At 70.5% G+C, this 25,854-nt stretch carries 25 protein-coding genes; 6 read left to right on the forward strand and 19 right to left on the reverse strand.

All coding sequences use genetic code 11. The features are described from left to right. Positions 1 to 9: 9 nt before the first annotated feature. A complete protein-coding gene (locus ACWC2B_RS07065; RefSeq protein ID WP_450715414.1) occupies positions 10 to 309 on the forward strand; it encodes a YciI family protein in 300 nt (99 codons plus the stop codon). On the opposite strand, the gene ACWC2B_RS07070 is transcribed toward ACWC2B_RS07065, so the two are convergent. After that, on the reverse strand, positions 306 to 1,379 hold the full coding sequence (locus tag ACWC2B_RS07070; protein WP_450715415.1) for a WD40/YVTN/BNR-like repeat-containing protein: 1,074 nt from the start codon (positions 1,377 to 1,379) through the stop codon (positions 306 to 308). The two genes, ACWC2B_RS07065 and ACWC2B_RS07070, sit on opposite strands and share 4 nt — an antisense overlap. A 346-nt stretch (positions 1,380 to 1,725) precedes the next feature. On the opposite strand from ACWC2B_RS07070, the gene ACWC2B_RS07075 reads away from it, so the two are divergent. The 3 genes from ACWC2B_RS07075 to ACWC2B_RS07085 all read left to right on the forward strand — a co-directional run bounded on the left by ACWC2B_RS07075 (position 1,726) and on the right by ACWC2B_RS07085 (position 5,379). Beyond that, positions 1,726 to 2,142 (forward strand): SsgA family sporulation/cell division regulator, encoded by a 417-nt coding sequence (locus ACWC2B_RS07075; protein WP_450715416.1) that lies wholly within the window; start codon positions 1,726 to 1,728, stop codon positions 2,140 to 2,142. Positions 2,143 to 2,499: 357 nt separating this feature from the next. Further along, positions 2,500 to 4,140 carry an ABC-F family ATP-binding cassette domain-containing protein gene (locus ACWC2B_RS07080; protein WP_450715417.1) on the forward strand — a complete coding sequence of 547 codons (1,641 nt, stop codon included), beginning with the start codon at positions 2,500 to 2,502 and terminating at the stop codon, positions 4,138 to 4,140. 270 nt (positions 4,141 to 4,410) lie between these two features. Next, positions 4,411 to 5,379, forward strand: coding sequence for an acyl-ACP desaturase (locus ACWC2B_RS07085; protein ID WP_450715418.1), 969 nt, complete (start codon positions 4,411 to 4,413; stop codon positions 5,377 to 5,379). Between the two features lie 57 nt (positions 5,380 to 5,436). Here ACWC2B_RS07085 and ACWC2B_RS07090 read toward each other — a convergent pair whose 3' ends face one another. The 3 genes from ACWC2B_RS07090 to ACWC2B_RS07100 all read right to left on the reverse strand — a co-directional run bounded on the left by ACWC2B_RS07090 (position 5,437) and on the right by ACWC2B_RS07100 (position 8,503). Beyond that, positions 5,437 to 7,008, reverse strand: coding sequence for a GMC family oxidoreductase (locus ACWC2B_RS07090; RefSeq protein WP_450715570.1), 1,572 nt, complete (start codon positions 7,006 to 7,008; stop codon positions 5,437 to 5,439). Between the two features lie 256 nt (positions 7,009 to 7,264). Next, positions 7,265 to 7,516: a WhiB family transcriptional regulator gene (locus ACWC2B_RS07095; protein WP_398880258.1), complete on the reverse strand. Its 252-nt coding sequence runs from the start codon at positions 7,514 to 7,516 to the stop codon at positions 7,265 to 7,267. Positions 7,517 to 7,711: 195 nt separating this feature from the next. Beyond that, positions 7,712 to 8,503, reverse strand: coding sequence for a VOC family protein (locus tag ACWC2B_RS07100; protein ID WP_450715419.1), 792 nt, complete (start codon positions 8,501 to 8,503; stop codon positions 7,712 to 7,714). A gap of 329 nt (positions 8,504 to 8,832) precedes the next feature. Here ACWC2B_RS07100 and ACWC2B_RS07105 point away from each other — a divergent pair, with 329 nt between their 5' ends. Next, positions 8,833 to 9,885 carry an SIS domain-containing protein gene (locus ACWC2B_RS07105; protein WP_450715420.1) on the forward strand — a complete coding sequence of 351 codons (1,053 nt, stop codon included), beginning with the start codon at positions 8,833 to 8,835 and terminating at the stop codon, positions 9,883 to 9,885. 24 nt (positions 9,886 to 9,909) lie between these two features. Here the strand turns inward: ACWC2B_RS07105 and ligD are convergent, their stop codons facing one another. Then, entirely contained in the window at positions 9,910 to 10,926 is a 1,017-nt protein-coding gene (ligD, locus tag ACWC2B_RS07110; RefSeq protein WP_450715421.1) for a non-homologous end-joining DNA ligase, read from the reverse strand. Positions 10,927 to 10,981: 55 nt separating this feature from the next. Here ligD and ACWC2B_RS07115 point away from each other — a divergent pair, with 55 nt between their 5' ends. Then, positions 10,982 to 12,058: an ATP-dependent DNA ligase gene (locus ACWC2B_RS07115; protein WP_450715422.1), complete on the forward strand. Its 1,077-nt coding sequence runs from the start codon at positions 10,982 to 10,984 to the stop codon at positions 12,056 to 12,058. Here the strand turns inward: ACWC2B_RS07115 and ACWC2B_RS07120 are convergent. The 14 genes from ACWC2B_RS07120 to ACWC2B_RS07185 all read right to left on the reverse strand — a co-directional run bounded on the left by ACWC2B_RS07120 (position 12,044) and on the right by ACWC2B_RS07185 (position 25,633). After that, entirely contained in the window at positions 12,044 to 13,210 is a 1,167-nt protein-coding gene (locus ACWC2B_RS07120; RefSeq protein ID WP_450715571.1) for a lytic transglycosylase domain-containing protein, read from the reverse strand. The genes ACWC2B_RS07115 and ACWC2B_RS07120 overlap by 15 nt on opposite strands. A 20-nt stretch (positions 13,211 to 13,230) precedes the next feature. Further along, on the reverse strand, positions 13,231 to 14,064 hold the full coding sequence (locus ACWC2B_RS07125; protein ID WP_450715423.1) for a hypothetical protein: 834 nt from the start codon (positions 14,062 to 14,064) through the stop codon (positions 13,231 to 13,233). Positions 14,065 to 14,100: 36 nt separating this feature from the next. Continuing rightward, positions 14,101 to 14,628, reverse strand: coding sequence for a nuclear transport factor 2 family protein (locus tag ACWC2B_RS07130; protein WP_450715424.1), 528 nt, complete (start codon positions 14,626 to 14,628; stop codon positions 14,101 to 14,103). A 46-nt stretch (positions 14,629 to 14,674) separates the two neighbouring features. After that, positions 14,675 to 15,409, reverse strand: coding sequence for a hypothetical protein (locus ACWC2B_RS07135; protein ID WP_450715425.1), 735 nt, complete (start codon positions 15,407 to 15,409; stop codon positions 14,675 to 14,677). A 25-nt stretch (positions 15,410 to 15,434) separates the two neighbouring features. Next, positions 15,435 to 15,941 carry a hypothetical protein gene (locus tag ACWC2B_RS07140; RefSeq protein ID WP_450715426.1) on the reverse strand — a complete coding sequence of 169 codons (507 nt, stop codon included), beginning with the start codon at positions 15,939 to 15,941 and terminating at the stop codon, positions 15,435 to 15,437. Beyond that, entirely contained in the window at positions 15,938 to 17,230 is a 1,293-nt protein-coding gene (locus ACWC2B_RS07145) for an MCE family protein (RefSeq protein WP_450715427.1), read from the reverse strand. Before ACWC2B_RS07145 ends, ACWC2B_RS07140 begins: the two co-directional genes overlap by 4 nt. Continuing rightward, entirely contained in the window at positions 17,230 to 18,357 is a 1,128-nt protein-coding gene (locus ACWC2B_RS07150; RefSeq protein ID WP_450715428.1) for an MCE family protein, read from the reverse strand. Before ACWC2B_RS07150 ends, ACWC2B_RS07145 begins: the two co-directional genes overlap by 1 nt. Beyond that, positions 18,354 to 19,526 carry an MCE family protein gene (locus ACWC2B_RS07155; protein ID WP_450715429.1) on the reverse strand — a complete coding sequence of 391 codons (1,173 nt, stop codon included), beginning with the start codon at positions 19,524 to 19,526 and terminating at the stop codon, positions 18,354 to 18,356. The genes ACWC2B_RS07150 and ACWC2B_RS07155 overlap by 4 nt, the downstream gene beginning before the upstream one ends. Further along, a complete protein-coding gene (locus tag ACWC2B_RS07160) occupies positions 19,523 to 20,527 on the reverse strand; it encodes an MCE family protein (protein ID WP_450715430.1) in 1,005 nt (334 codons plus the stop codon). The genes ACWC2B_RS07155 and ACWC2B_RS07160 overlap by 4 nt, the downstream gene beginning before the upstream one ends. 191 nt (positions 20,528 to 20,718) lie before the next feature. Next, entirely contained in the window at positions 20,719 to 21,750 is a 1,032-nt protein-coding gene (locus ACWC2B_RS07165; RefSeq protein WP_450715431.1) for an MCE family protein, read from the reverse strand. After that, positions 21,747 to 23,000, reverse strand: coding sequence for an MCE family protein (locus tag ACWC2B_RS07170; protein WP_450715432.1), 1,254 nt, complete (start codon positions 22,998 to 23,000; stop codon positions 21,747 to 21,749). Before ACWC2B_RS07170 ends, ACWC2B_RS07165 begins: the two co-directional genes overlap by 4 nt. Continuing rightward, the gene (locus ACWC2B_RS07175) at positions 22,997 to 23,800 is read right to left on the reverse strand and encodes an MlaE family ABC transporter permease (RefSeq protein ID WP_450715433.1); all 804 of its coding nucleotides are present in this window, start codon (positions 23,798 to 23,800) and stop codon (positions 22,997 to 22,999) included. Before ACWC2B_RS07175 ends, ACWC2B_RS07170 begins: the two co-directional genes overlap by 4 nt. Positions 23,801 to 23,804: 4 nt before the next feature. After that, a complete protein-coding gene (locus ACWC2B_RS07180; RefSeq protein ID WP_450715572.1) occupies positions 23,805 to 24,512 on the reverse strand; it encodes an MlaE family ABC transporter permease in 708 nt (235 codons plus the stop codon). Positions 24,513 to 24,646: 134 nt separating this feature from the next. After that, a complete protein-coding gene (locus tag ACWC2B_RS07185) occupies positions 24,647 to 25,633 on the reverse strand; it encodes an ABC transporter ATP-binding protein (RefSeq protein ID WP_450715434.1) in 987 nt (328 codons plus the stop codon). Positions 25,634 to 25,854: the final 221 nt, after the last annotated feature.

Raw genomic sequence — 25,854 nt, forward strand, 5'->3', positions numbered from 1 at the left:
CTGGCGATCATGTTCATACTTGAATTGACGTACATCGTCCCGCTCGAACGCGTCGACGAGCTGCTCCCCGACCACGTCGCCTGGCTCAACGCACAGTACGAGGCGGGCGTCTTCATCGCCTCCGGGCGCAAGCAGCCGCGCGACGGCGGCGTCATCCTGGCCGTCGGGGACGATCGCGCGGCGATCGACCAGCTCGTCGCGACCGACCCCTTCAACGTGAATGACTTCGCCACGTACCGGATCACGGAGTTCCTGGCGACCAAGGTGGCTCCCGAACTGGCCGCGTATCAGCAGAAGTTGCCGGGCTAGTCGGCCAGCCGAGCCACCCTGCCCCGCTCCCCCGCGGCCCAGCACCCGCCGTCCGCCGTGCAGTCGACCGTGTCGTACGACCCGGTGTCGACGATTCGCCAGGTGCGGCCGCCGTCGCGTGTCAGGTCCGTGCCGGTCGGCCCGACGGCCAGCGCGGCCGAGCGGGAGTGGGGCAGCCAGGCGACGCCCGAGCGGTAGGCGGCGACCGGGGCGGCGGCCTGGCGCCAAGTGCGGCCGCCGCTCCCGGTGACGGCCGCCGCCCGCGGTGACGCCTGGCCCGCGCGGTAGTCGCCGCCGACCGCGATCCCGTGCATGCGGTCGCGGAAGGCGAGGCCGAACACCCCGCGGGCCGGGTCGCCGGCCGGGATGGTCGACTCGGCGGCCGTCCAGGTGAGCCCGCGGTCCGAGGAGTGCAGCACGCGGCCGGTGGCGCCGCCGCCCGTGGCGAGCCAGACGTCGCGCGGCCCGGAACTCACCAGGCACTGGCCGCTCGCGGCGAATCCCGCCTCACCGGGCTGCGCGGCGGGCATCCCCGCGTTGGGCAGAACTTTCCAGGACCGGCCGCCGTCGGCCGTGGACAGGATGCGGTACTTGCCGTCGACGGGGTCGCTCACCGCCAGGCCGTGCCGGGAGTCGAGGAAGGTCAGGCAGTCGTAGAACGCCTTCGGGTCGGTGTTGCGGAACGACTCGCTCCAGGTCGCTCCGCCGTCCTCGGTGCGGTAGACCCGGGACGCCTCGCCCTCACCGATGGCAAGCACGACGGCGCGCCGCCCGTCGAAGGCCTCCACGTCACGGAACTCCAGGCCACCCGCCCCGGCCGGTGACACGTTCTGCCAGCTGCGGCCGCCGTCGGAGGTCCGCAGGACCGTGCCCTTCGTCCCCGCGACCCAGGCCGTCGACCGGCTGACCGCCGCGAGCCCGCGGAAGCGCGCGTCGGTCTTGGTGTCCTTCAGTTCCCACCCCACGCTGCCGTGCCCGTGCGCCTGGGCCGGCACGGTCAGTGCGGCCGCCAGCGCCGCCCCGCCCAGCCCCGCCGACAGCATGCGTCTCGTCTTCCCCATGGACCTCATGGCGTCGGAAGCTAGCCCAGCCCACCTCACCCGTCCAGGGTGCCTACGCCACCGGCCCCGAGGAGCCGGTCCTCAAGACGTACGCGAGACGCGTCGAGCTGCGTCCGATGCAGCATCGCATCCTCGTCTATGCGCTGAAAAACATGAGTCGCGAGAGGCACGCATGAAGTTGTGTGGCTGTGGTGAGAACGGGAATCCGCCCTATTGCGAGCATTACGGGACGTGTGCCGAGGCAACGGCGATCGGCAGTGATGCAGGTCACGTGAACCGGCGGTGCACGGAACGCTGATTTTCGACGTCCTTCAGGGCGGCAGGAGAGAACCCCCGAGGTTGAGGGAGCAGGGCTTTGTCCACCGTCATCGAGCAGCCTGTCCAGGTACGCCTGATCGCGTCCGCACCCCGCATGGAGACCGTGCCCGCGACGCTGCGCTACGACCCCGAGGACCCCTTCGCCGTGCACATGGCGTTCCCCGCGCCGGCCACCCTCGAAGGCACCGAGGTCTCCTGGGAGTTCGCCCGCGAACTGCTCGAAGCGGGCATCGAGGCGCCCGCCGGGGTCGGCGACGTCCGGGTGCGGCCGTACGGCTACGACCGCACGGTCCTTGAATTCCACGCCCGCGAGGGTGTCGCCATGGTCCACATCAGGACGTCCGAGGTGTGCCGCTTCCTCAAGCAGGCGCAGCAGTTGGTGCCGACGGGTCGCGAGCACCAGTACCTCGACATGGACGGGGACCTCGCCGCGCTGCTGCGCGACGCCTGCTGACTCCGCCCTCCCCAGGAGGCAACCGCCTCCCGCACCGCCTCCGTTCCTGCCCGGTCGCGGCGGTGCACCGCCCTTCCACGTCGCCGGTCCCGCATCCCGCGTTTAATTGGTTTGCGGGACCGCGCGGCGGCGGCGTACCTTCATGACTGGCCCTGTTGTCGTCGAACGGAGTAGGACGTTGCTCGTCTGAGGCCCCTGAGACACCGTTACGCGCACTCCCTTCCGTGTCGCGCGCCCCGGTGTGACCTCTGCCTCCGAGCCATGTCCTCCACCACGACCAGGGCCTTTTTTCGTGCCCTGAGCGGTGTCTCAGAACCCCCGTTGCCCTCATTCCTTCCCCGCAACCGGGAGACCCGTATGTCAATTTCCCCCCCTCAGATCAGCTCGGCCGCGCTGTCCTTCGCGTGGCCGGACGGTACCCACGTCTTCGAGGACTTCCAGCTGTCGGTCGGCCCCGGCCGCACCGGCCTCGTCGGCCTCAACGGGTCAGGAAAATCAACCCTGTTGAAGCTGATCGCCGGTGAGCTCACCCCGACCGACGGCACCGTCAAGATCGCGGGCGAGGTCGGCTACCTGCCGCAGAACCTGGTCCTGGACACCGCCCTGCGGGTCGACCAGGCGCTCGGCATCGACGCGGTCCGCGCCGCGCTGCACGCCATCGAGGGCGGCGACGCGGACGAGCGGCACTTCGAGACGGTGGGCGACGACTGGGACGTGGAGGAGCGGGCCCGCGCCACCCTCGACCAGCTCGGTCTCGGCCGCATCGGCCTCGACCGCACGATCGGCGAGGTGTCCGGCGGCGAGTCGGTGCTGCTGCGCCTGGCCGCACTGCTCCTCAGGCGCCCGGACGTCCTGCTGCTCGACGAGCCGACCAACAACCTGGACCTGCCCGCGCGACAGCGCCTCTACAGCACGGTCGACGCCTGGAGCGGGGTGCTCCTGGTGGTCAGCCACGACCGCGAACTCCTCGACCGGGTGGACCGCATCGCCGATCTGCGCGAGGGCCAACTCGCCTGGTACGGCGGCAACTTCACGGCGTACGAGGAGTCGCTGCGGGCCGAGCAGGAGGCGGCCGAGCGGATGGTGCGGGTCGCCGAGGCGGACGTACAGCGCCAGAAGCGCGAACTGTCCGACGCGCAGGTCAAGTTGGCGCGGCGTCAGCGGTACGGGCAGAAGAGCTACGACAACAAGGTGGTGCCGAGGATCGTCGCGAACAACCGCAAGCGCGAGGCGCAGGTGTCGGCGGGCAAGCACCGCATCCTGCAGACCGAGCGCCTCGACCAGGCGCGCGAGCGGCTCGACCAGGCGGTGGAGCTGGTGCGCGACGACGAGGAGATCCGTATCGAGCTGCCGTACACCAAGGTGCATCCGGGACGCTCCGTACTGACCCTGCGGGAGCTCCAACTCCCGTACGGGGCAAAGGTGGAGGGCGAACTCGATGTGCGCGGTCCCGAGCGGATCGCGCTCGTCGGGCGGAACGGGTCGGGCAAGACGACGCTGCTCAGGACGCTCGCCGGGCAGCTGGAGCCGGTGGCGGGCGAGGCGGTCGTCCATGTGCCGCTGCGGTTCCTGCCCCAGCGTCTGGACGTGCTCGACGACGAGCTGAGCGTGGTGGAGAACGTGGCCCGCTACGCGCCGGGGGCGACCGACAACGCCATCCGGGCGCGGCTGGCGCGCTTCCTGTTCAAGGGCGCCCGGGCCGGCCAGCCGGCCGGGACCCTCTCGGGCGGCGAACGGTTCCGGGCGGCGCTCGCGGCGCTGCTCCTCGCCGAGCCCGCGCCACAGCTCCTGATGCTGGACGAGCCCACGAACAACCTGGACATGGCGAGCGTGCGCGCCCTCAAGGCGGCGCTGGACGCCTACGAGGGCGCGCTGATCGTGGCCAGCCACGACGTGCCGTTCCTGGAGTCGATCGGGGTCACCCGCTGGCTCCTCCTCGACGGCCGGCTCACCGACACCACGGCACAGGAGGTGAAGGGCGGGCTGCGGGTGCGGTAGGCACACACCCGCGAGGGGTTGGGGCCGGTGTCGGATCGACCGGCCCCAGCCCCTTGCCTCTTTTCCTGCCGCGCGGGAGTGAGATGCCTTTCGCGAGGTGAGATGACTCTCGTTCCGCCCCCGCGACCTGCCCATATAACAGAACGTAACCGGACGAAGAGGAAGGTGGGCTTGGCTTGGGCTTACGGCCGCCTTAACCTACGGTCTCGTAACCTACGGTCTCGTAGGTACGCCTGCCGTCCCCCTTTTCCGTCCCCCTGGAGCACCCCCGTGACGATCACTTCTCCCCACCTCGGCAGCTCGGACGCGTGGACCGACGCCCGGCTGCTGTTCGCGCTGGAAGAGGTAGTCGAAAAGGAGCTCAACCGGCACCTCAAGGTCGCCAAGGACTGGATGCCGCACGACTACGTGCCGTGGTCGGACGCGCGCAACTTCCCCGGTTTCTTCGAGGACGGCGAGGCCTGGGACCCGCAGCAGTCCAAGGTCACCGACCTCGGGAAGATCGCCCTGGTGGTCAATCTGCTCACCGAGGACAACCTGCCCAGCTACCACCACGAGATCGCCTCGCTGTTCGGCCGCGACGGCGCCTGGGGCACCTGGGTGCACCGCTGGACCGCCGAGGAAGGCCGCCACGGCATCGTGATGCGCGACTACCTGCTCGCCTCGCGGGCGGTGGACCCGGACAAGCTGGAGCAGTTCCGGATGGCGCACATGAGCGAGGGTTTCGAGTCGGACAACCGGCACTCGATGCTGCACTCGGTCGCCTACGTCGCCTTCCAGGAGCTGGCGACCCGGGTCTCGCACCGCAACACCGGGCACCAGTCCGGCGACCCGGTCTGCGACCGGATGCTGGCGCGGATCGCGACCGACGAGAACCTGCACATGGTCTTCTACCGCAACCTGCTCGGCGCGGCCTTCGAGATCGCCCCCGACCTGACGATGCAGTCGGTGCGCGACGTCGTCGTGAACTTCCGGATGCCCGGGCACGGCATGCCGGGCTTCGAGCGGGCGGCGGCGCAGATGGCGATCGGCGAGATCTACAACATGCGGATCCACCACGACGACGTGCTCCAGCCGGTCCTGCGCTACCTCAAGGTCCTGGAGATCGACGGGCTCGGCCCCGAGGGCCTCAAGGCTCAGGAAGAGCTGGGCATGTACATGGGCGGGCTCGACAGCGAGGCCGCCAAGTTCGACGAGAAGCTCGCCGCGCGCAAGGCGCGGATGGCCGCCCGCCGCTGACCGTCGGGCCCGTGCCGGGCGGGTGCGGGAAACCGCGCCCGCCCGGCATCGCCATGCTCAGCGGGCGTCCTGCCGGATCATTTCCGCGGCCTGCTCGGCGATCGCCACCGTGGGCGCGTGGGTGTGCCCGCGGGTGATGCGCGGCATGACCGAGGCGTCCACCACGCGCAGGCCCTCCACTCCCCGGACCCTCAGTCGCGGGTCGGTGACCGAGCCCTCGTCGCTGCCCATGCGGCAGGTGCCGACCGGGTGGTACAGCGTCTCGGCCGCCTCCCGAACGCCCTGCGCGAGCCGCTCGTCGTCGACGGTGCCCGGGTAGGGCCCCATCGGTCCCGAGACGTACGGGGCGAGGGCGGGGTGCGCGAAGAGTTCCTCCGCCCTGCGGATCCCGGCCATGAGGCGGGGCAGGTCCTCGTCGGCGGTGAGGTAGCCGGGGTCGATGCGGGGCGCGGTGGACACACCGGTGCCCGCCAGGTCGATGCGGCCCTCGCTCGCGGGCTGGAGCAGGATCACGCCGATGGTGAGCCCGTGTTCGGTGACCGGGGTCAGGCCGTGGTTGACGAACGGCCCCGGCGCGTACACCAACTCGATGTCGGGGGCGGCCAGTTGGGGGTCGGTGCGCAGGAAGGCCGCGGCCTCGCCGACGTTGGACGTGAGCGGGCCCCGGCCGCGCAGCAGGAAGCGGGCCACGTTGGCGAGGGAGTCGGCGCCGGTGAGGCTGACGGGCTGCGCGCAGCGCACGGTGACCGCGTACGACAGGTGGTCCTGGAGGTGGCGGCCGACCTCCGGGGACGCGGCCCGCACGGGGACGCCCGCGGCGCGCAGCCGCTCGGGGTCGCCGATGCCGGACAGCATGAGCAGGTGGGGCGAGCCGATGGCGCCCGCGCTGAGGATCACCTCGCGGCGGGCGGTGAGCGGATCGGGCAGCCCTTCGGCGGTGATGCCGGTGACGCGGGAGCCGTCGAACCGGAGCCCGCTCACCCGGACGTCGGTGAGGACGTCCAGGTTGGGGCGGCGGGCGGCGGGTTTGAGGTAGCCGTCCGCGGCGCTCCAGCGGCGCCCGTCGCGCTGGTTGACCGGCGTGATCGCACAGCCCGAGTGGTCCGGGGCGTTGAGTTCGGGCAGTTCGGGCAGGCCCGTCCCTTCGCAGGCGGTGAGGAACGCGGCGGTCGTCCGGTTCGGGTCGCGCTGCGGTGAGATGAAGAGCGGGCCGTCGGTTCCGTACACCGTGCCCTCGGCCGTGGGTCCCGTCCAGCGCTCGGCTCGCCGGAAGTAGCGGACGAGCCGGTCGTAGGACCATTCGGGCCCGGCCGCGGCGCCCCAGGCGTCGTAGTCGTCGCGGTGGCCCCGCACCCACATCATGGCGTTCATCGACGACGAGCCGCCGAGGGTGTGGCCGCGCGGCCAGTACAGCTCGCGGCCGCCCAGCGCCTCCTGCTTGGCGGTGGTGAAGTCCCAGTCGTAGGCCGTCTTGAAGAGCTTGGGGAAGGCCGCCGGGATGCGGATCTCGCTCTTGCGGTCGCGCGGGCCGGACTCGACCAGCGCCACCCGGACGGTCGGGTCCTCGGAGAGCCGCGCCGCGACGACACATCCCGCGGATCCCGCGCCCACCACGATGTAGTCGTACATGCCGCTGCCCGCTGTTCCCCGAGTGTTCAACTCGGCCCCCTTTTCCCGCAGTTGTAGGTGCGGGGCCAGCATGGACCGCCCGGGCGGCGCGGCGCCAGGGGACGTCGGGCGATCCGACGCGATCGGCGGGGGCGGGCCCGGGTCCGGGCGTGGCTCGGGGTCGGGGTGTGGTCCCGGGGGCCAAGGTGCGGCCCGGGGTCGGGGTGTGGCCCGGGGTCCGGGCAGGGTTCACCGGCCGAGGTCCGGGCGCGCCCGGTCAGCGCTGCCGGGTGCGCTGCAGGGTCAGCCGCTCCTTCTCGGAGAGGCCGCCCCACACCCCGAATCGCTCGTCGTTGGCCAGCGCGTACTCAAGGCAGGCCTTGCGTTGCTCGCACGCTCCGCAGAGCTGCTTGGCCTCCCGCGTCGAGCTGCCCGGGGCGGGGAAGAAGAACTCGGGCCCCGCCTGGGCGCACAACGCGGTCTCCTGCCAGGCGAGTTCCGGGCCGATGGCGATGGTGTCGTTCAGCATGCTCCAGAGGCTGCCGGGCGCCGATCAACGTCCGGTCAACGAATGTTGAACGCCAGAGTTGATCGACTCCGGCCCTGCCCGTGCACTCGGAGTCGATCACCACCCGGCACCACTCACGTCCTCGGCGTTGATCGGCGGCCGGCACCCCCACTTCCCCGGAGTTGATCGGCGCCCGGCACTGCCCACGGCACCTGCCTACGCCGTCGGCATCGCGCTCTTGATGATGGCGATGCGCGCTCCGTGCGGATCGGCGAGCTTGGCGAGCCGGCCCACGCCATCGATGTCCACGGGCGCCATCCGGACCGTGCCGCCCAGCTCCTGCGCCCTGGTGGCGACCGCGTCGGCGTCGGCGACTTCGATGTACGGCATCCAGTACGCCCCCGCCCTGGCCTCCAGCGGGTCGCTGTCCAGCGGAACGATGCCGCCGAACATCGAGTCGGGACCGGCGGCCGCGGGGTTGACGGTCGTGTAGGTGCCGCCCGGGAAGGACACCTCGGAGGTCTCCCAGCCGAACACCGCGTGGTAGAACCCGGTGGCCGCCTGGACGTCCGGGGTGGACAGCTCCACCCAGGCCAGCGTGTCGATCTCGTTGGCGGCCTGCATGCCGCTCATCTGTTTCGGCTGCCAGGTGGCAAACCCGACGCCGGCCGGGTCCCGGAAGTACGCGCTGCGGCCCAGCTCCATGACGTCCATGGGCGGGACGACGACGGTGCCGCCGTCCCGCTCGACGGCCTTGGCCGTGGCGTCGACGTCCGGCGTCTGGAAGTAGATGTTCCAGCCGGGATCACCCTGCTCGGCGCTGACGGTCATGCCGCCCGCGATGGTCCTGCCCGCGGCCTGGAACGTGCCGTACCCGCCGATTTCCGGGCCGCCCTGCTGGAAGGTCCAGCCGAAGACTCCGGTGTAGAACGCGGCCGCCGCGTCCAGGTCGGGTGTGCCGAGGTCGAACCAGTTGGGAGAGCCCGTGACATAACGGGTGGTGAGCATGGTCAGCCCCTTCGTGTGTCCCGTTGTCCTGCCATCTTGAGTCTCGCACCGGGCACTGACAATTCGGGCCGGAGGCGTTCCGGGACGCTTCGGCGGGCGCCGGCCGGTACGTCGAGGCGGTCGCGGCCGGCGAGGACCAGGCCGCCGAGGGAGATGCCGCCGACATATCCGCCGACGCACCTGCGGACACTCCCGTGCGCTCCCCCGGCGCCATTCCCTCCGGCGCCGCCCTGGAGGACGATCCGGCCTCCTAGGCCTGACGTTCCGCCCGCTCCTCCATTTGGTGCTCCCGCCGCCCGCACGCGGCGGGCCTACGAAGGGAACTCTTCATGTCCGGATCGCGTATCACCTTCCTCGACGGCCAGAGCGGTCAGCCGCAGGCGCTTGAGCGCGTGATGGCCCGGGTGCGGCGGCAGCTCGACGGCCCGGCCCTTGACGGGTTGCGCGCGGCCAAGCGGCCGCTCCTGGCGGGGATCGGCGCCTCGTACGCGGCGCTCGCCGTTCCCCTGGAGGTGCTCCGCGGCCACGGCGTGCCCGCCCAGCGGGTGCTCTCCAGCGAGATCGAGGACGGGCTGCGCGGCTTCGACACCGATCTGCTGATCGGGGTTTCGCAGGGCGGCCGCAGCTCGGACACGATCGCCGCGTTCAAGGCGGCCCAGGGCCTACCGACGCTCGCCGTTCTCAATGTCACCCCCTCTCCGCTCGGCGAACTCGCCGATCTGACCGTGGACATGGGCAACGAGCCCGACTCGTACGCCTCGACCATCGGCTTCACCGCCGCCGTCGTAGCCCTCGACCTGATCGCCGGAGCCGTCGCGGGCCGCGCGGACGACCCGTGGGACGGCATCGCCGCTCACGCCGAGGCCGTCCGGGCCCGCGCGGCCCGGACGGTCGGCGCCCTTCGCTCGCGCGCGGCCCGCTGCGTGGCCGCCGACTGCGTTGCCTCCGGCGCCTCCCGGGTCAGCGCCGAGGAGGCGGCGCTGCTGCTTCGCGAGGTGCCCCGGATGCCTGCCGCGGCCTCGGTCACCCGCAACTACCTGCACGGCGAGATGGAGTCGGCGGGCAACACGCTGCATCTGGTCTTCGGTGACGGCCGCGAGGTCGAACTGGCCCGCTCCCTGTCGGCGGCGGGCCATCTCACCCTGCTGATCACGACCCGGGACGTGAAGGCGGCCGACAGCCTCGGCGTCGTACGGCTCCCCCCGTGCCCACCGAGCGCCCGGGTCGTCCTGGAGACGGTCGTGGCGCAGGAGCTGGTGGCGGCGCTCAGCGACGAACGCGACGTGCCCATCGAGTCGTTCGTGTTCGCCAACGACGACACCAAGGAGGGCGGCGTCGACGCGGCGGACTTCGAACTGGCCTCGCCCGTAGCGGCGGTCTGATCCGGAGGGGGCACAGGCTCTGACCTACTTCTCCTTCGCGGCGCGGCTCGGCTGCACCCGCTTGGGCTCCCCCGGCATCTTGGGGTAGTCCGGCGGGTACGGCATGTCGCCGAGCGCGTGGTCGCGCTCGTCCCGCGCGGCGAGTTCGAGGAGCGGCTCCAGGCCGAAGGCGTGGTCGTCCATGTCCGCGTGCAGATCGCCGAGTTCGGCGTAGCGCGCGGGCATGGTCCGCAGGTCGAAGTCCTTGGGGTGTACGTGGTCGAGCTCGTCCCAGCGCAGTGGCGCCGAGACCGGGGCGTGCGGCTTGGGGCGTACCGAATAGGCGGAGGCGATCGTGCGGTCGCGGGCCGTCTGGTTGTAGTCCACGAAGATCCGCTCGCCGCGCTCCTCCTTCCACCAGGCGGTGGTGACCCTGCCCGCCATGCGTCGCTCCAGTTCGCGGCCGACCGCGATGGCGCAGCGCCGCACCTCGGTGAACGTCCAGCGGGGCTCGATGGGAATGAAGACGTGGATGCCCCGGCCGCCGGACGTCTTGGGCCAGCCCGTGATCCCCAACTCCCCGAGCAGCGCCCGGAGTTCATGGGCGACCGGCACCGCGTCGTCGAAGTCGGTGCCGGGCTGCGGGTCGAGGTCGATGCGGAGTTCATCGGGGTGGTCGGTGGCCTCGCGCCGTACCGGCCAGGGATGGAAGGTCAGACAGCCGAGCTGGGCGGCCCACAGCACTGCGGCGGGTTCGGTGGGGCAGATCTCGTCGGCGTGGCGGCCGCTGGGGAAGGCGATGCGGGCGGTGGGGATCCAGTCGGGGAGGTTCTTCGGGGCCCGCTTCTGGAAGAACGACTCGCCGTCGACGCCGTCGGGGTAGCGCTCCAGGGTGGTGGGCCGGTCGCGCAGGGCGCGCGTGACGCCGTCGGCGACCGCGAGGTAGTAGTTCGCCACGTCCAGCTTGGTGTAGCCGAACTCCGGAAAGTACACCTTGCCCGGATTGGAGAGCCGCACGGTCCGCCCGCCGACCTCCAGCTCGATCGCCTCGCCCTTGCCCATGCAGGCCACGGTAGGCGGAGGGCAGTAATGCCGCATATCGGTAAGAATCGGTTGTATGGATCTCCCGGTGATGCCGCCCATGAAGCCGATGCTCGCCAAGTCCGTGGCGAAGATTCCGCCGGGGATGCAGTACGAGGCGAAGTGGGACGGGTTCCGGGCGATCGTGCATCGCGACGGCTCGGAAATCGTCATCGGCAGCCGCAACGGCAAGCCCCTGACCCGCTACTTTCCCGAGCTGGCGGCCGCCCTTGAGGAGCGCTTGCCCGAGCGCTGCGTGGTGGACGGCGAGATCGTCATCGCGCACGAGGGGCACCTCGACTTCGATCGGCTCACCGAGCGCATCCACCCCGCCGCGTCCCGGGTGAAGCTGCTCGCCGAACAGACCCCGGCGAGTTTCATCGCCTTCGACCTGCTCGCCCTCGGCGACGCCTCGCTGCTCGACACCCCGCTGGCCGAGCGGCGCTCGCTCCTGTCCGAGGCATTGAAGGACGTCTCGCCACCCGTTCACCTCGCTCCCGCCACCACCGACATCGAGGTGGCCCAGCGATGGTTCGAGCAGTACGAGGGTGCTGGGCTCGACGGGGTGGTCGCCAAGCCGCTCGATCTTCCGTACCGGCCCGATGCCCGGCTCATGTACAAGATCAAGCATGAGCGCACGGCGGACGTGGTGGTGGCCGGATACCGCCATCACAAGAGCGGCCCGGTGGTCGGCTCGCTCCTGCTCGGCCTGTACGACGCCGAGAGCGCTCTCCAGCACGTCGGCGTGTGCGCGGCCTTTCCGATGAAGCGCCGTGCGGAACTGATCGACGAACTCACGCCGCTGCTGATGGAGGACCCGGTGGCCGAGGGGCACCCGTGGGCCGCCTGGGCCGAGGAGGCGGCGCACGAAAGCGCCCGCCTTCCGGGGGCGACCAGCCGCTGGACCGGCAAGAAGGACCTGTCGTGGGTGGCGGTGCGTCCTGAGCGAGTGGTGGAGGTGGCGTACGACCACATGGAGGGCGACCGGTTCCGGCACACCGCGCAGTTCCGCCGCTGGCGCCCGGACCGCTCCCCCGAAAGCTGCACCTACGCGCAGCTGGAGGAGCCCGTCCGGTACGACCTCGCGGAGGTGCTTTCGTCAGGGGGTGGGTGAGGGGCAGCCCGGTGTGGGCGGTGTGCCGGTGGGAGCCGGTGTCGTCGGCGCGGTGGGCGATCCGGTGGGGCAGCCCGGCAGACTCGGGCTGCCCGACGGCGACGGCCCGGGGCTCGCACTCCCCGACGGCGAGGGACTCGGGGAGCCGGAGGGGGTCGAGGAGGGTGAGGGGGACGGCGAGTGCGGGGGCGGCGACGCGGACGGGCTGCCGCCGGGATGCGCCGGGACGGAGGCGGAGGGTCCGCTGCTCGGCTGGGGGCCGATGATGATGCCACCACCCTGCTTTCCCCCGTGGTCGGCGTCGATCTGCGGTGCACTGCCCGCGCCCGGCGTGGTCGGCAGCACGCCCTTCCCGTCCGGCACGGCATGGGTGCCCCGGCGGTAGAACTCCAGCCATGCCAGGACCGTACGCAGATAGTCGGTGGAGTGGTTGTAGCTCAGCACCGCCAGGTCGAGATCCGCCGGGACCGACAGATCGCGGGAGTCCGCGCACAGGTAGACACCGGCGGCGAGTGCTGCGTCGAAGATATTGTTGGGATCTTTCCGGCCGTCACCATTGCCGTCCTGGGCCCAGGTTGACCAGGTGGAGGGGATGAACTGCATCGGTCCGACCGCGCGATCGTAGTGGGAGTCCCCGTCCAGGGTGCCGTGGTCGGTGTCTGCGATGTCGGCGAATCCCGCGCCGTTGAGCACCGGCCCCAGGATGGGTGTGAGGGTGGTGCCATGTGCGTCGACCCGCCCGCCGCCGGCGTGCCCGGACTCCACCTTGCCGAGTGCGGCGAGGAGTTGCCAGGGCAGACGGCAGCGGGGTTCCGTGTTCCGCAGCCGCGCCTCCGCCTGCTGGTACGCGGCGAGAACGGTGGCCGGGATGCCCTCCTGCGTCCACACCGGGTCGATCACTCCCATGGTGGGCGGCGCGGCCGGCAGCCGTGGGGAGACCAGCGGCGGGAGCTCGGTGTGGTACGAGCCGTCGGCCGGAGGCTGTTCGCGTACGGCGCCGGACGGGGCGGCCGCGGGCTCGTCCGGGCGGGGCGGCCCGGCGTGCAGGAGACCGGGGGCCTGCGAGGCGGTGAGCGCGGCCATCACGACGGCGGCGACCGCCGTACCGGCGAGCCCGCGCCGAAACCGTCTCCCTCCCGGCAGCCGCGCCATTATCGGGAGCTGCGGGGACTTCACGATCCCTGCCCGAAGGTGTCGATGTCGGAGATCTGCCAGGTGGCACCACTCCCCCGCACCATGTCGACGGTGAACATCGCGCCGGCATAGGTCGTTTCGGGCTTCTTGCCCGCCGTCCGCGTGCTGCTCTGGTCGGCGTAGACGAGAACCCGGGCGCGAGAGCCGTCGATCATCTCCACGCCACTCTCGGTCACGGTGGTCGTCAGCACCAGCTTCTGGTCCTTGGCCTGGGCCCGCACGGCGGCCAGCATGTCGTGATGCTTCTGAACCGCCTTGCCCGTCAGGAGAGTTGAGGCTGCCTTGTCGGAAGCCGAGGTGTCGGCGTAGTTGTAGGAGAACAGCGCGGCGACGTCCTTGGCGGTCCGCCCCTTGACCTCGCTGGTACGGGCCGGATCGGCGAGGGCGGCGTTCCGCGCGGCCGGATCGGAGCGCAGGGAATCGGCCCGGGTGGCGGCGAGTGCGGCGAAGGCCCCGAGCAGGACGATGAGTGCGCACAGGACAACGGGGGCTCGGACGGAGACCAGGCGGAGGAGACCGGAGAAGCGCCGCTTGAGGAAGCTCCCCTTGGCGAAGGGCCGCTCGACGGACGGCCGGAGGGCGGCGGGCAGCCGGCGGCGCGCCGCCCCCGGCGATGACGGGGTCGCCTTCGCCGGTGGCAGGGCCCCCCTCCCCTCTGAACTAGCCTTTCCCTTAAGGGAGTTCGTGCCCTTCTGGGCATGGGCGGCGGCTCTCCTCCCGCGCTCCTCCGGGGGTGTCTCCGTGGCCACGCGGGCGGCACCGGCGTTCGCCAGTCGGCGCTGACGGTTGACCAGGTGACGGGTCGTCGACATATGAGGCTCCTGCTCTGTCCGGCAGCCAGTAGGGGGTCAGTTGGCCGCACTGTTGCCGACCGGCGCCTGGCCGAGGGCACTGAGCTTCCAGCCGCCGGGCGTACGGGTGAGTTCGCCGAGCATCCGACTGTCCTTCGCGGCAGGCTTCCCCTTCGGCGCCTGCACGGTGATCCGCAGCGCCACCATCACCCTGGCCCGGCCGGCCCTGTCGTCGAGCTCAGTGACCGCGCCGTCGAGCACCTTGGCGGTGGTGACGGTCTGCGCCTGCCGCACCTGCTTCTCGAACTCGCCCCGCCCGTCGGAGAGTTGCTGGCGCAGATCGCCGGTGGTGGAGTCCTGCCACATGTCGAGACCGTGGGCCAGATCCTTGTGGTCCAGGGTGGAGAGGTTCTGCACGGCCTGTTCGCCGGCCGCGAGGACCTTGTCGCGCGAGGCGGCATAGGCGGCGGAGTCGTCGTGCGCCGCGCCGTACCAGGACCAACCCGCCCACACCGCGAATCCGCCCGCAAGGAGGGTGAGCACCATCGCGGCGATGAGCAGGGGCTGGATCGTCATGCGTGCCATGTTCTTCGTGATCCCTCTCGCAGGGCCCGGCGACAGCGGGCGTGCCCTAACGGGCTCGGATGTCGGTGATCTGCCAGTGCCCGTCGGTGAGTTGGGCCGAAATGGACAGCTGGGCGGCAGCGGTGGTGGCCGGCTTTCCGTCGCGCTGGGCCCGCTGGTCGAGGAAGACGAGCAGCTCCGCCGTGCCGTGGGTCAGCCGGGTGACTCCGGCTCGTACGACATGGGTGGTGAGGCTGAGCTTCTGCTCGGCGACCCGTTGCTTCAACTCCCCGAACAGGGCGGCGTATTGACCGGCGGCCCGCCCGCCGAGCAGCTCCTTCGCCGCGTCCTCGGTGGCGCGGGTGTCCTGGGGTACGTACGAGAAGACCTTGCCGAGCGTGTTGCTGACGTCGCCGATGACCTGGGTGGTGGCTGAGGCGTCGGTGAGCGCGTGGTTGCCGGTGGCTGCGGTGTGCGTCAACTGCCTTGCCTGGAACAGGAGTCCGGCTCCGGCGAGAAGAAGCATCAGCACGCAGCCGAGGGTGAGGGCGCGACCCAGGCGCTTGGTGGGACGTGGGGGTGCGGTTTCGGCGGGGCCGTCGGGATGGGGTTCGGCGCCTGATGCGCCGTCTGCGCGGGAGGCCGCCTCATCGGCCCGCCCTGCGGCGGTGGCCGATGCGCTGGCGTACCCCTCCCCGGCGGGGGGCTTGCCGTCGACGCCGGAAGCCCCGTCGCCGCCCGGGATCGCGGCATCGTCACCGGGCTCCGGCTCGGACGCCGCCTTCAGCTCTGCTGTGCTCACGTTGCTGCTCCCTCTCGGTCCGGCGTCAGGGGGCGGTGACCGGGACCGCGCTGAGTGCCTTCAACTTCCAGCCGGATGCGGTGCGTTCGAGCGCCGCCTCCAAGCGCTTGCGGTCGGTGCTGGCCGCTCCGCCCGCCGGGGTGAGCTGGACCTGCACGGTCGCGATGAGCTTCGCCGTGCCGGAGCGGTCGTCGAGTTCGGTGACGGCGGCATCGGTGACGCTGCCGCGCGCCGAGGTAGTCGGCTTCCCGGCGCCGGTACGGCGGAGCTCGTCGTGGAGTGGGCCCGTCGAGGCGTCGAGCCAGGTGCGCAGCGCCGCGTCGGGGTGGGCCGCGTCCAGCGTGGAGAGCGCCGCGATCTGCGTGCGGCCCGCCTTCAGGGCGGCGTCGCGCGAGGTGGCGTACGCGACGGTGGAATCGTCCCGCGCGCCAAGGTACGTCCATCCCGCGAAGGCGGCGAAGGCGAGCGAGATGGCGAGTGCCGCCACCACGAGTGCGAGGCGAAGTCGGGGTCCGCCATGGATCCGGATCACGGCCGTCCGTCCTTTCCGCCTGCGCCAGGTCGCAGACCGAGCAGTCCGGCCAGGTCCGAGGGGCCGCCGCTCGGCAGCGCGGGCAGGGCCAGGGCTCCGGAGAGTGCCGACGACGGGACCGCGGGCGCGACGGATTGCATCGAGGGAAGTGCCCCTGGCTGGGCGGGAGTTGGGACCGGCCCGCCGGTCGGCGCGTGCGCGGAGCCGCGGACGCCGGTGCCGCTGCTCGCGGGCGCGGCGCATCTCGCCTTGGTGTTGAGGTTCGGCGTGTCGAGGGTGTCGAGGCCGTTGCGGTAGACCGTGCCGCCGTATCCGTCGGTGCACGGGAGCGGCGCGAAGAACGTGACCGCCATGCCCAGATGGGCGCCCTTGGCGTCGATGGCGGTGGCACCGGCGGCAGCCAACGGCGGTAGTTTCACGAGGAGTTCCTCGATTCCGCGCTGCCGGGTCACGGCCAGGTCCGCGGTCGTGAGGAGGTTGGCGAGGACCACGCTGATCTGCGGGTTCAGATCCCGGAGCAGCCCGCTGATCTGGCCGGCGGCGTCGGGCGCGGCGGCGATGAGGCGGCGCAGATCGATGTCCGAGCCCTTCAGCGTGGCGGCCAGGCGCTGCGCCCCCGACGCGAAGCTCTTGATGGCCTGCCCCTCCTCGGCCTGGGTGCTCAGTACGGTCTGGCCGTCCGCGAGCAGCGTCGTCGTGGTGGGCAGCGCCTTGTCGGCGGCCTTCACGAAGTCGGTGCCGTTGTCGAGCAGCACCTGAAGGTCGCCGCCGCGCCCTTCGAAGGCCTTGCCGAACTCGTCGACGACGGTGCGCAGCGAGTCCAACGGCACTGATGCGGCAAGGTCGTTGACACTGGTGAGTACGGTCGTGACGGGCGCCGGGGTGGAGGTGTCGTACTGCTCGATCTCGCCTCCGTCGCCCAGATATGGCGCCCCGGAGGAGGTCGGCCGGAGGTCGATGTACTGCTCGCCGACGGCGGACAGGTTGGCCACCACCGCCTTCAGGCCGCTCGGGATGGGCGGGGCCGAGTTGTCGATGTGCAGCTCGGCCTCGACCCCGTCGTCGGTGAGCCCGATGGGTCCGACCCGGCCCACCGACACGCCCCGGTAGGTGACGTTGGAGTGGGTGAACAGGCCGCCGGTCTCGGCGAGATGGACCTTCACGGTGTAGTAGTCGCGGAGGCCGACGTAGTGGCCGACGTCGGCGTACCGGAGCCCTGTGTAGCCGAGCACCAGCACTCCGATCACGAGGAACGCGACGTTCTTGAGCCTCGTCGCCAGGGTCAGCATCAGCGCGTCCCTCCCGCGCTGCCGACGGACGGCAGGCCGAGTGGCGCCTTCCGCTCGGTGGCCGCCGGTGCGGGCGGTGTCGTGAGCGGCGGGATGACCTGAGTGCCGGGCGCGGCCGTCACATCGAGGTAGACGTTGAAGTAGTCGCCCTTGACGCCGCGCAGCACCTCGTCGGTGAACGGGTAGGTGACAAGGACCTGGAGCGAGTCCGGCAGGTCCTTGCCGGAGTCCGCGAGCGCCTTCAGCGTCGGTGAGAGCGCTTTCAGATCGGCCACCATGTCGTCCTTGCTCTTGTTGATCGTCGAGACGGCGACCGTGGAGAGGGTGTCGAGCGACTTGAGCATCGTGAGGAGTGAACCCCGCTGGTCCTCAAGGACTTTGAGGCCTGGGGACAGTCCGGTGAGCACCGTGCCGACCTGCTGTTTGCGGGTGGCGAGGGTGGCGGAGAGCCGGTTCACCCCGTCGAGCGCGTCGGTGATGTCGGTGCGGTGGCCGTCCAGGTCGGTGACCAGCGTGTTGACGCGCTGGAGCATGGACCGGACCTCGGGTTCGCGGCCGCCGATCGCCTTGTTGAGTTCGGTCGTGATGGTCTTGAGCTGGTTGACGCCGCCCCCGTTGAGCAGCATCGAGAGCGCTCCCAGGACCTCCTCGACCTCGGGGTTGCGATTCGTCCGCGCGATCGGGATGGCGGCACCGGGCCCGAGGCGCCCCTGCCCGGTCTCCTTGGTCTCCTTCGCCGGCCCCGAGAGCTGGACGAACTTCTCGCCGAGGAGGCTGGACTGTTCCAGCTGGGCGTACGCGTTGGCGGGCAGCTTCACGTCTCCCCTGATCCGCATGGTGACCTGGGCGGACCAGCCGTCGGGGGCGAGCGACACCTTGGTGACCCGGCCGACCGCGACATCGTTCACCTTCACCGCGGCCTGCGGGACGAGGCTCAGTACGTCGGCGAAGTCGGCGGTGATGTCGTAGGGATGGCTGCCCAGGTCGGCGCCGCCGGGCAGCGGGAGCTGGTCGATCCCGGAGAACGACGGCACCGAGCAGCTGCCGAGGGTGAGGGTCAGGGCGACGACGACCGCGACACCGACGCCCACCGCGGCGCCCGTCCGCCGGGCTATGCGCGCCTTCATCCCTGGCCCCACTTCTTCGCCGAGGGGGCGGAGGTGGCGCCCTGCGAGACGCCTGGGGTGGCGCCCTTCGCGGGGTCGGCCGCCGTTCCGTACACGGTGCCGACCGGAGGCAGTGGCAGCGTTGGAAGCGCTCTCAGGCGGGCTTGCGGCACCGGCACGAGGCCTGATCTGCCCGCGATCGCCGGGTTGAGCGGGAAGACGATGTCGCCGCCCATGCTGATCTCGTTGATGTTGCCGCGGCCGTCCAGGGTGCGGTGCGCCGGGTCGTAGGCGTTGAGAGCGTTTCCGGCGGCCAGGGGCGCGGTGTCCAGGGCCTCCGCGAGCGAGGCCCGCTGGTCGACGAGGATCCGGGTGAGCGGGGCGAGCTTGTCGACCTCGGCCTTGAGGCTGCCGCGGTTGTCCTGGACGAACGTCTTGACGTTGCCGAGCGCGGTGCCGAGTTCCTTGAGCGCGCCCGCCAGATTGTCCCTGTTGTCGGCGAAGAACGAGGTCACATCGGCGAGTTGGTTCTGCGCGTCGCGCACCGCGCCGTCCTTGTTCTTCAGCATGGTGGTGAATGTCTGCAGGTACGACAGGGTGGCGAAGAGGTGCTCGCTGCTGCCGTCCAGCGTCTTGGCCGCCTTGCCGAACTGCTCGATGGAGTCGCCGATCGCGGCGCCGTTGCCGCCCAGGTTCTTGGCCCCGGTGTCGAGCAGCCCTGAGAGCGCTCCCGAGGCGTTCACGCCACTGGGTCCGAGTGATTTGCCGAGTTCGGTGATGGAGGCGTACAGCTGGTCGACCTCGACGGGGGTGGCGTTGCGCGAGGCCGGAAGTTCCGCCCGGTCGGCGATCTCGGAGCCGCCCGTGTAGGCCGGGGCGAGCTGGACGTACCGGTCGGCGACGACGCTGGGCGAGACGACCGCGGCCCGCGCGTCCTTGGGCACCCGTACGCCCCGGTCCAACGTCACCACCACCTTGACCTGTCGGCCCTGCGGAGTCACCGAGTCGACCTCGCCCACCTTGACCCCGAGGATCCGCAGGTCGGACCCGGGGTAGATGCCGACGGCGTGATCGAAGTATGCGGTGATCCGCTTGCCACCCGGGTCGGCGAACACGCGCAGCCCGCCGAGCACCGTCGCGGCGATCACCACGAGGGCCAGGACGATCGTGAGAGCGCGTCGTCGGCTCATGGGTAGCCTCCGTTCTTCGGCGGCATGCAGCCGTGGTCCGGAAGCGACTTCGCCGGCAGATAGTTCCTGGGGACGAGCCCGCAGATGTACGTGTCGAACCAGCGGCCGTTTCCGAGGGTGTTGCCGACGAGCCGGTAGTAGGGACCGGCCAGGGCGAGCGTGCGGTCGAGGCCCTGCTGGTTCTTCACGAGGACATCCGTGACGCGCCCCAACGCCGTGAGGGTGGGCTTCAGTTGGGCCGAGTTGTCCTTGACGAGGCCGGTGAGCTGGCTGCCCAGGCTCCGGGTTCCGGTGAGAAGCGCCTGGATGGCGTCGCGGCGCTGCTTGAGTTCGCCGAGGAGCAGTCCGCCGTCGTCGATGAGGGTCTCGAAGCTGCTCTTCCTGTTGGCGAGTGTCTTCGTCAACTCCTCGCTCCCTTTGAGGAGTTGGGCCAACTGCGTGTCGCGCTGGGACACGGTCCTGGACAGCGCCGAGAGACCGGTGACGGCGGTACGCACTTCGGGGGGCGAGTCCTTGAAGGTGTCGGAGATCGTCTCGAAGCTCTTGGCGAGCCGCGCGGTGTCGATGTCGCCGATCGTGTTGCTGAGCCCCTCGAAGGCCTGGGTGACGTCGTACGGGGAGGTCGTGCGGGCCAGCGGGATGCGGCTGCCCGGGTCCTGCCTGCCGGTGCCGAGCGGGTCGATGGCCAGGTACTTCTCGCCGAGCAGGGTCTTGATGGCGATGGCCGCGGTCGAGGCGTCACCGATCCAGGCGTCCTTCACCTTGAAGGTGACCTTCACCTTGGCGCCGTCCAGCGAGACGCCGCTGACCTCGCCGACCTTGACCCCGGCGATCCGTACCTCGTCGCCGTCACGCAGCCCGGCGGACTCGGAGAAGTCGGCGCTGTAGGTCGTGCCGCCGCCGATGAACGGCAGCGCGTCCGCGTGGTAGGCGGCGACGCCGATCAGCGCCAGGAGCACCAGCCCCACCAGGCTGACGGCTACGGGGTTGCGCTCGCTCATGGGCTTGAGGCGGGGGCGCTTCACCCTCGGTCGCCGCACCGGTGGACGCTTCAGGGCGGGGCGGTTGAAAGTGGGGCGCTTGACGGTAAGGCGCGTGGCACGCTTCAGCGTGGGGCGCTTCAGCGTGGGGCGCTTCAGCGCGGGGCGCGGCAGACGAAGGGCGGTCCGGGGCCGGCGCGGTGTGGGGAGTCTCATCCCTGGCACCTCGAATCGCTGACCGGGATTCCGGTGGGCGGCGGACTGCCGTCCTCGGTCGTCACGCCGGACACCTTGGCCTCACAGAGGTAGAGGTTGAGCCAGGATCCGTACGACGCGATCCGGGTGATGGCCCGCATCTTGTCGGGGGTCTTCCGCAGGAAGTCCCCGATCCTGGGAGCGCTCTCAGCGAGGGTGGAGGAAAGCCGGCCGAGCTGCTTGATGTCGTCTTTGAGCGGGGCCCGGCCGTCCTCGAACAGTCCGGCGGTGACCGTGGTGAGGTCTCCCATCGCGGCGACGGCCTCGCCGAGCGGCTTGCGGTCGCCCGCGAAGCCGGAGACGAGTTGCCGGAGCGTGACCACCAGGTCGTTGAAGCCCGCTTCACGGTCGTTGACGGTGGTCAGGACGGTGTTCAGGTTGGTGATGACCTCGCCGATCACCTTGTCCTTGGCCGCGACCGTCGTGGTCAGTGAGCCGATGTGTTTCAGCAGGCTGTCGACGGTGCCGCCCTCGCCCTGGAGCACCTGCACGATGGAGCCGGCCAGCTGATTGACGTCCTTGGGTGAGAGCCCCTCGAACAGGGGCTGGAAGCCGTTGAAGAGCTGGGTCAGGTCGAGGGCAGGTGTGGTGCGCTCCACCGGGATGGTCGCCCCCGGCGCGAGCGTCGCGCCGACCTCGCCGGTGCCCCGGCCCAGTTCGATGTACCGCTGGCCGACCATGTTGAGGTACTTGATCGACGCGGTGGCCGTGCCCGGCATCGTCCGGCTGCGCCGCACGGAGAACGTGACCTGCGCGAGCCGTCGGTCGACGACCTCCACGCCGTCGACCTGGCCCACCTTCACCCCGGCGATGCGGACGCTGTCGCCCTCGACCAGACCGGTCGTGTCGGTGAAGCGCGCCTTGTACGTCCGGGTGTCGCCCATCCCGGTGTTGGCGATGGACAGGGCGAGCACGGTGGTCGCGAGCGCGGTCACCAGGATGAAGACGAGGGACTTCACGAGCGGGCCCGCGATGCTGCGGCGCTTCACTTGATGGTCACCTCCGTCCCCCTCAGGGCGGGCCCGACGAGCAGACTGCTCCAGTTGGGCAGGGACTGCGGGGCCTGTCGCAGACCGGGCGCGAGCAGTTCGTTCACCAGCTCGTTCTCCTGCGGCGAGTTCGCCGGCCCGAGCCCGGTGTCGGAGGCGGTCGCCGTATTCGTGAGAGCGCTCTCGGCGGGCAGCGGGGCACCGAGGTACGGCACCGGGTAGCAGTGCGGGCCGCCGCTCGCCGTGTACGCGGGGTTGTCGCGTCCGGCGACGTACTTGCCGAGCGAGGGCACGGCCTTGACGGTGACGTGCAGTCCGGGCTGATCCGTGCCCTTGCCGAGCGCCTTGTCCATCGCGGGGACGAACCCGGCCAGGGTGCGCAGGGTGCAGGGGAAGGACGAGGAGTACTTGGCGAGGAGCTCCAGGGTGGGTCGGCTCACCTCGCTGAGCCGGATGAGGTTGTCCTTGTTCTGTTGGAGGAAGGCCGTGAGGTCCTGGGCGGTCTTCGTCGTCTGGCCGTAGACGCCGAGGAGTTGGGTCTGTTGGTCGACGAGGGTGCCGGTGGTGGTCGTGGCGTCTGTGAGCGCTCTCAGGACGTCGGGGGCGGCGTCGCTGTAGATCCGGGAGACCTTGACGAGCTGCTTCAGGTCGGCGTTGAGGGTGGGCAGGTCGGGGTTGAACTTCTTCAGGTGCGCGTCAAGGGTGACGAAGGTGTCACCGAGCCGGGAGCCGCGGCCGCGCAGCGCCTGCGCGACGGCGGAGAGCGTCGCCGACAGCTTGTCCGGCTTGACGGCGGTGAGCATCGGCAGGACGTTGTCGAGGACCTGCTCCAGCTCGATGGCGTTGCGGGACCGGTCCTGCGGGATGGTCGCGTCGGCTGAGAGCGCTCTCGTCGACGGGTTCGGCGGCGCCACGAGCGCGACGAACCGTTCGCCGAACAGCGTGGTCGGCAGCATCTGCGCCCGCACGTCGGACGGGATGTGACTGCGCTTTCCGGGGTGGAGGGCGAGGGTGAGTCTCGCCCCCTCGCCGTCGGCGCTGATGGTGCGGACCTCGCCGACGACGACGCCGCGCAGCTTCACCTCGGCTCCCGGGTGCATCTCGTTGCCGACGCTGCTCGTCTCGACGGCGATGGTGTCGGAGCGCGTGAAGTCCTTGTCGTACACGGCGATCGACAGCCATACGAGCAGCGCGGGGACCAGCAGGAAGACGGCTCCGGCGAGGCGTCGGCGGACCGTCGGGGTGTTCATCCGGCCACCTTCACTGTCGTGGTGGCACCCCAGATGGCCAGCGAGAGGAAGAAGTCGGTGACGGCGATGAGGACGATCGCGTTGCGGACCGAACGCCCCACCGCTACGCCGACCCCGGCTGGTCCGCCCGTAGCGCGGAAGCCGTAGTAGCAGTGGGCCAGGATCACCATCACGCTGAAGATGAGCACCTTGAGGACGGAGAGAAGGACGTCGGTCGGCGAGAGGAACAGGTTGAAGTAGTGGTCGAAGGTTCCTCGTGACTGGCCCTTGAAGACGACCGTGGTCATCCGGGACGCGAAGTAGGAGCTGAGCAGCCCGATCGCGTACAGCGGGATGATCGCGACGACTCCGGCGATGATCCTGGTGGTGACGAGGTAGGGCAGGCTGCGTACGCCCATGCCTTCGAGGGCGTCGACCTCCTCGTTGATGCGCATCGCGCCGAGCTGGGCGGTGAAGCCGGCGCCCACGGTGGCGGACAGGGCGAGTCCTGCGACGAGCGGGGCGATCTCGCGGGTGTTGAAGTAGGCGGAGACGAAGCCGGTGAAGGCGGCGGTGCCGATCTGGTTCAGTGCGGCGTAGCCCTGGAGGCCGACCACGGTGCCGGTGAACAAGGTCATGGCGATCATCACGCCGATGGTGCCGCCGATGACGCCGAGCCCGCCGCTGCCGAACGCGACCTCGGCGAGCAGCCGCTGCACCTCCTTCGTGTAGCGCCGCAACGTGCGCGGGATCCACAGCAACGCCTTTACGTAGAAGGCGAGTTGGTCGCCGGAGCGGTCGAGAAGGGTGAAGAGGGCCATCGGGTCAGCCGCCCTTCGGGGGGACGATCTGGAGGTAGATCCCGGTGAGGACCATGTTCACGAAGAACAGCAGCAGGAAGGTGATGACGACGGACTGGTTGACCGCGTCGCCGACGCCCTTGGGGCCGCCGCGCGGGTGGAGTCCGCGGTAGGCGGCGACGATCCCGGCGAGGAACCCGAAGATCAGCGCCTTGATCTCGCTGACGTACAGGTCGGGAAGCTGGGCGAGCGCCGAGAAGCTGGAGAGGTAGGCGCCCGGGGTCCCGCCCTGCATGATGACATTGAAGAAATAGCCGCCGAGGGTACCGACGACGGAGACCATCCCGTTGAGCAGCACGGCGACGAACATGGTCGCCAACACCCTTGGTACGACGAGGCGTTGGATGGGCGAGACGCCCATGACCTCCATGGCGTCGAGCTCTTCGCGGATCGTACGGGAGCCCAGGTCGGCGCAGATCGCGGAGCCGCCGGCGCCCGCGATGAGCAGCGCCACGATGAGCGGGCTCGCCTGCTGGATGACGGCGAGGACGCTGGCGCCGCCGGTGAAGGACTGGGCGCCGAGCTGCTGGGTGAGCGAGCCGACCTGGAGCGCGATGACGGCGCCGAACGGGATGGAGACGAGGGCCGCCGGCAGGATGGTGACGCTGGCGATGAACCAGAACTGCTCGATGAATTCCCGCAGTTGGAAGGGGCGCCTGAAGACCGCCCGCATGACGGCGGCGGCGAGCGCGAAGAGCTGCCCGGTCTGGCGGAACGCGCCGAGGCCGGGGAGCGGGCGGCGGGTAGGCGGAGCCGGTGTCGGGGATGACGGTGTCGGGGGCGGGGGGTTTCTCTCGGCCTCCATCGTCACGGCGTCGCCTCCCGGGCTGCCGGCGCCAGGCCGTTCTCGATGGCGCGGCGGGCCGCGTGCGGCAGTTGGTCGAGCATGGACATCACCCGCAGCTTGCGGCGCAGCACCGCCTGGCGGGCGGGCAGACCCGGCGACGGCTCCAGTTGCGCGGGGATTCGACGCGGAGAACTGCCCTTCTCCAGCGGCGAGTTGATCTGTTCCAGGGCGAGCGTCGCGGCGTCCTTCTCCTCGGACATGCCGATGGGGCCCTCGCGGCGCCCGCTGAGGAACTGGGCGACGACCGGCTCCTCGCTGGTGAGGAGCACCTCGCGCGGGCCGAAGGTGACGAGGTTGCGGCGGAAGAGCATGCCCATGTTGTCGGGCACGGTCGCGGCGATGTCGAGGTTGTGGGTGACGATCAGCATCGTCGCGTCGATCTGGGCGTTCAGGTCGATCAGGAGCTGCGAGATGAAGGCGGTGCGGACCGGGTCGAGCCCCGAGTCCGGCTCGTCGCAGAGAATGATCTGGGGGTCGAGCACCAGGGCGCGGGCGAGTCCGGCGCGTTTGCGCATCCCGCCGGAGATCTCCCCGGGCAGCTTCCCCTCGGCGCCGAGGAGGCCGACCATGTCCACCCGCTCCATGACGATGCGGCGGATCTTGGACTCCTTCTTGCGGGTGTGCTCGCGCAGCGGAAAGGCGATGTTGTCGAAAAGGGACATCGAGCCGAAAAGGGCACCGTCCTGGAACATCAGGCCGAAGAGTTTCCGGGTCTCGTAGATGTCCCGCTCGGGGCTGCTCACCATGTCGATGCCATTGATGAGGACCCGGCCGCGCTCCGGTTTGAGCAGCCCGATGAGCGACTTGAGGAAGACCGTCTTTCCGGTGCCGGAGGGGCCCAGCATGACGCTTACTTCTCCCGCGGGCAAGGTGAGGGTGACGTCCTGCCAGATGTTCTGCTTGCCGAAGGACTTGGTCAGGCCTTCGACCACTACTTCAATTCCCATCCCACCTCCAGCAGGCACATACGGAGTGACGCGAGGGCACCGAGGGACGCACGGTAAGGTGAGCAGCGGCGCCGAAACAAGATCCCGGACAGCCACATCGGTGAAATCCCTTTTCCTTGTCACTCGTTGACAAGTTTCCAAGTCGGCCTGGCGGACGACTGCGCCGAAAATGAGCAGTTGTGGGCGGCCGCGAATTAGCGGGGGCGCCGCGGCCGAGGGGA

Source organism: Streptomyces sp. NPDC001415, assembly GCF_053597395.1.

What these genes read in the sequence shown, in the direction of transcription:
- ACWC2B_RS07065 (WP_450715414.1), top strand. Translation starts at nt 10, where the DNA reads ATGTTCATACTTGAATTGACGTACATCGTCCCGCTCGAACGCGTCGAC.
- ACWC2B_RS07070 (WP_450715415.1), bottom strand. Translation starts at nt 1,379, where the DNA reads ATGAGGTCCATGGGGAAGACGAGACGCATGCTGTCGGCGGGGCTGGGC.
- ACWC2B_RS07080 (WP_450715417.1), top strand. Translation starts at nt 2,500, where the DNA reads ATGTCAATTTCCCCCCCTCAGATCAGCTCGGCCGCGCTGTCCTTCGCG.
- ACWC2B_RS07090 (WP_450715570.1), bottom strand. Translation starts at nt 7,008, where the DNA reads ATGTACGACTACATCGTGGTGGGCGCGGGATCCGCGGGATGTGTCGTC.
- ACWC2B_RS07095 (WP_398880258.1), bottom strand. Translation starts at nt 7,516, where the DNA reads ATGCTGAACGACACCATCGCCATCGGCCCGGAACTCGCCTGGCAGGAG.
- ACWC2B_RS07100 (WP_450715419.1), bottom strand. Translation starts at nt 8,503, where the DNA reads ATGCTCACCACCCGTTATGTCACGGGCTCTCCCAACTGGTTCGACCTC.
- ACWC2B_RS07105 (WP_450715420.1), top strand. Translation starts at nt 8,833, where the DNA reads ATGTCCGGATCGCGTATCACCTTCCTCGACGGCCAGAGCGGTCAGCCG.
- ligD (WP_450715421.1), bottom strand. Translation starts at nt 10,926, where the DNA reads ATGGGCAAGGGCGAGGCGATCGAGCTGGAGGTCGGCGGGCGGACCGTG.
- ACWC2B_RS07115 (WP_450715422.1), top strand. Translation starts at nt 10,982, where the DNA reads ATGGATCTCCCGGTGATGCCGCCCATGAAGCCGATGCTCGCCAAGTCC.
- ACWC2B_RS07120 (WP_450715571.1), bottom strand. Translation starts at nt 13,210, where the DNA reads ATGGCGCGGCTGCCGGGAGGGAGACGGTTTCGGCGCGGGCTCGCCGGT.
- ACWC2B_RS07125 (WP_450715423.1), bottom strand. Translation starts at nt 14,064, where the DNA reads ATGTCGACGACCCGTCACCTGGTCAACCGTCAGCGCCGACTGGCGAAC.
- ACWC2B_RS07130 (WP_450715424.1), bottom strand. Translation starts at nt 14,628, where the DNA reads ATGGCACGCATGACGATCCAGCCCCTGCTCATCGCCGCGATGGTGCTC.
- ACWC2B_RS07145 (WP_450715427.1), bottom strand. Translation starts at nt 17,230, where the DNA reads ATGCTGACCCTGGCGACGAGGCTCAAGAACGTCGCGTTCCTCGTGATC.
- ACWC2B_RS07150 (WP_450715428.1), bottom strand. Translation starts at nt 18,357, where the DNA reads ATGAAGGCGCGCATAGCCCGGCGGACGGGCGCCGCGGTGGGCGTCGGT.
- ACWC2B_RS07155 (WP_450715429.1), bottom strand. Translation starts at nt 19,526, where the DNA reads ATGAGCCGACGACGCGCTCTCACGATCGTCCTGGCCCTCGTGGTGATC.
- ACWC2B_RS07160 (WP_450715430.1), bottom strand. Translation starts at nt 20,527, where the DNA reads ATGAGCGAGCGCAACCCCGTAGCCGTCAGCCTGGTGGGGCTGGTGCTC.
- ACWC2B_RS07170 (WP_450715432.1), bottom strand. Translation starts at nt 23,000, where the DNA reads ATGAACACCCCGACGGTCCGCCGACGCCTCGCCGGAGCCGTCTTCCTG.
- ACWC2B_RS07175 (WP_450715433.1), bottom strand. Translation starts at nt 23,800, where the DNA reads ATGGCCCTCTTCACCCTTCTCGACCGCTCCGGCGACCAACTCGCCTTC.
- ACWC2B_RS07180 (WP_450715572.1), bottom strand. Translation starts at nt 24,512, where the DNA reads ATGCGGGCGGTCTTCAGGCGCCCCTTCCAACTGCGGGAATTCATCGAG.
- ACWC2B_RS07185 (WP_450715434.1), bottom strand. Translation starts at nt 25,633, where the DNA reads ATGGGAATTGAAGTAGTGGTCGAAGGCCTGACCAAGTCCTTCGGCAAG.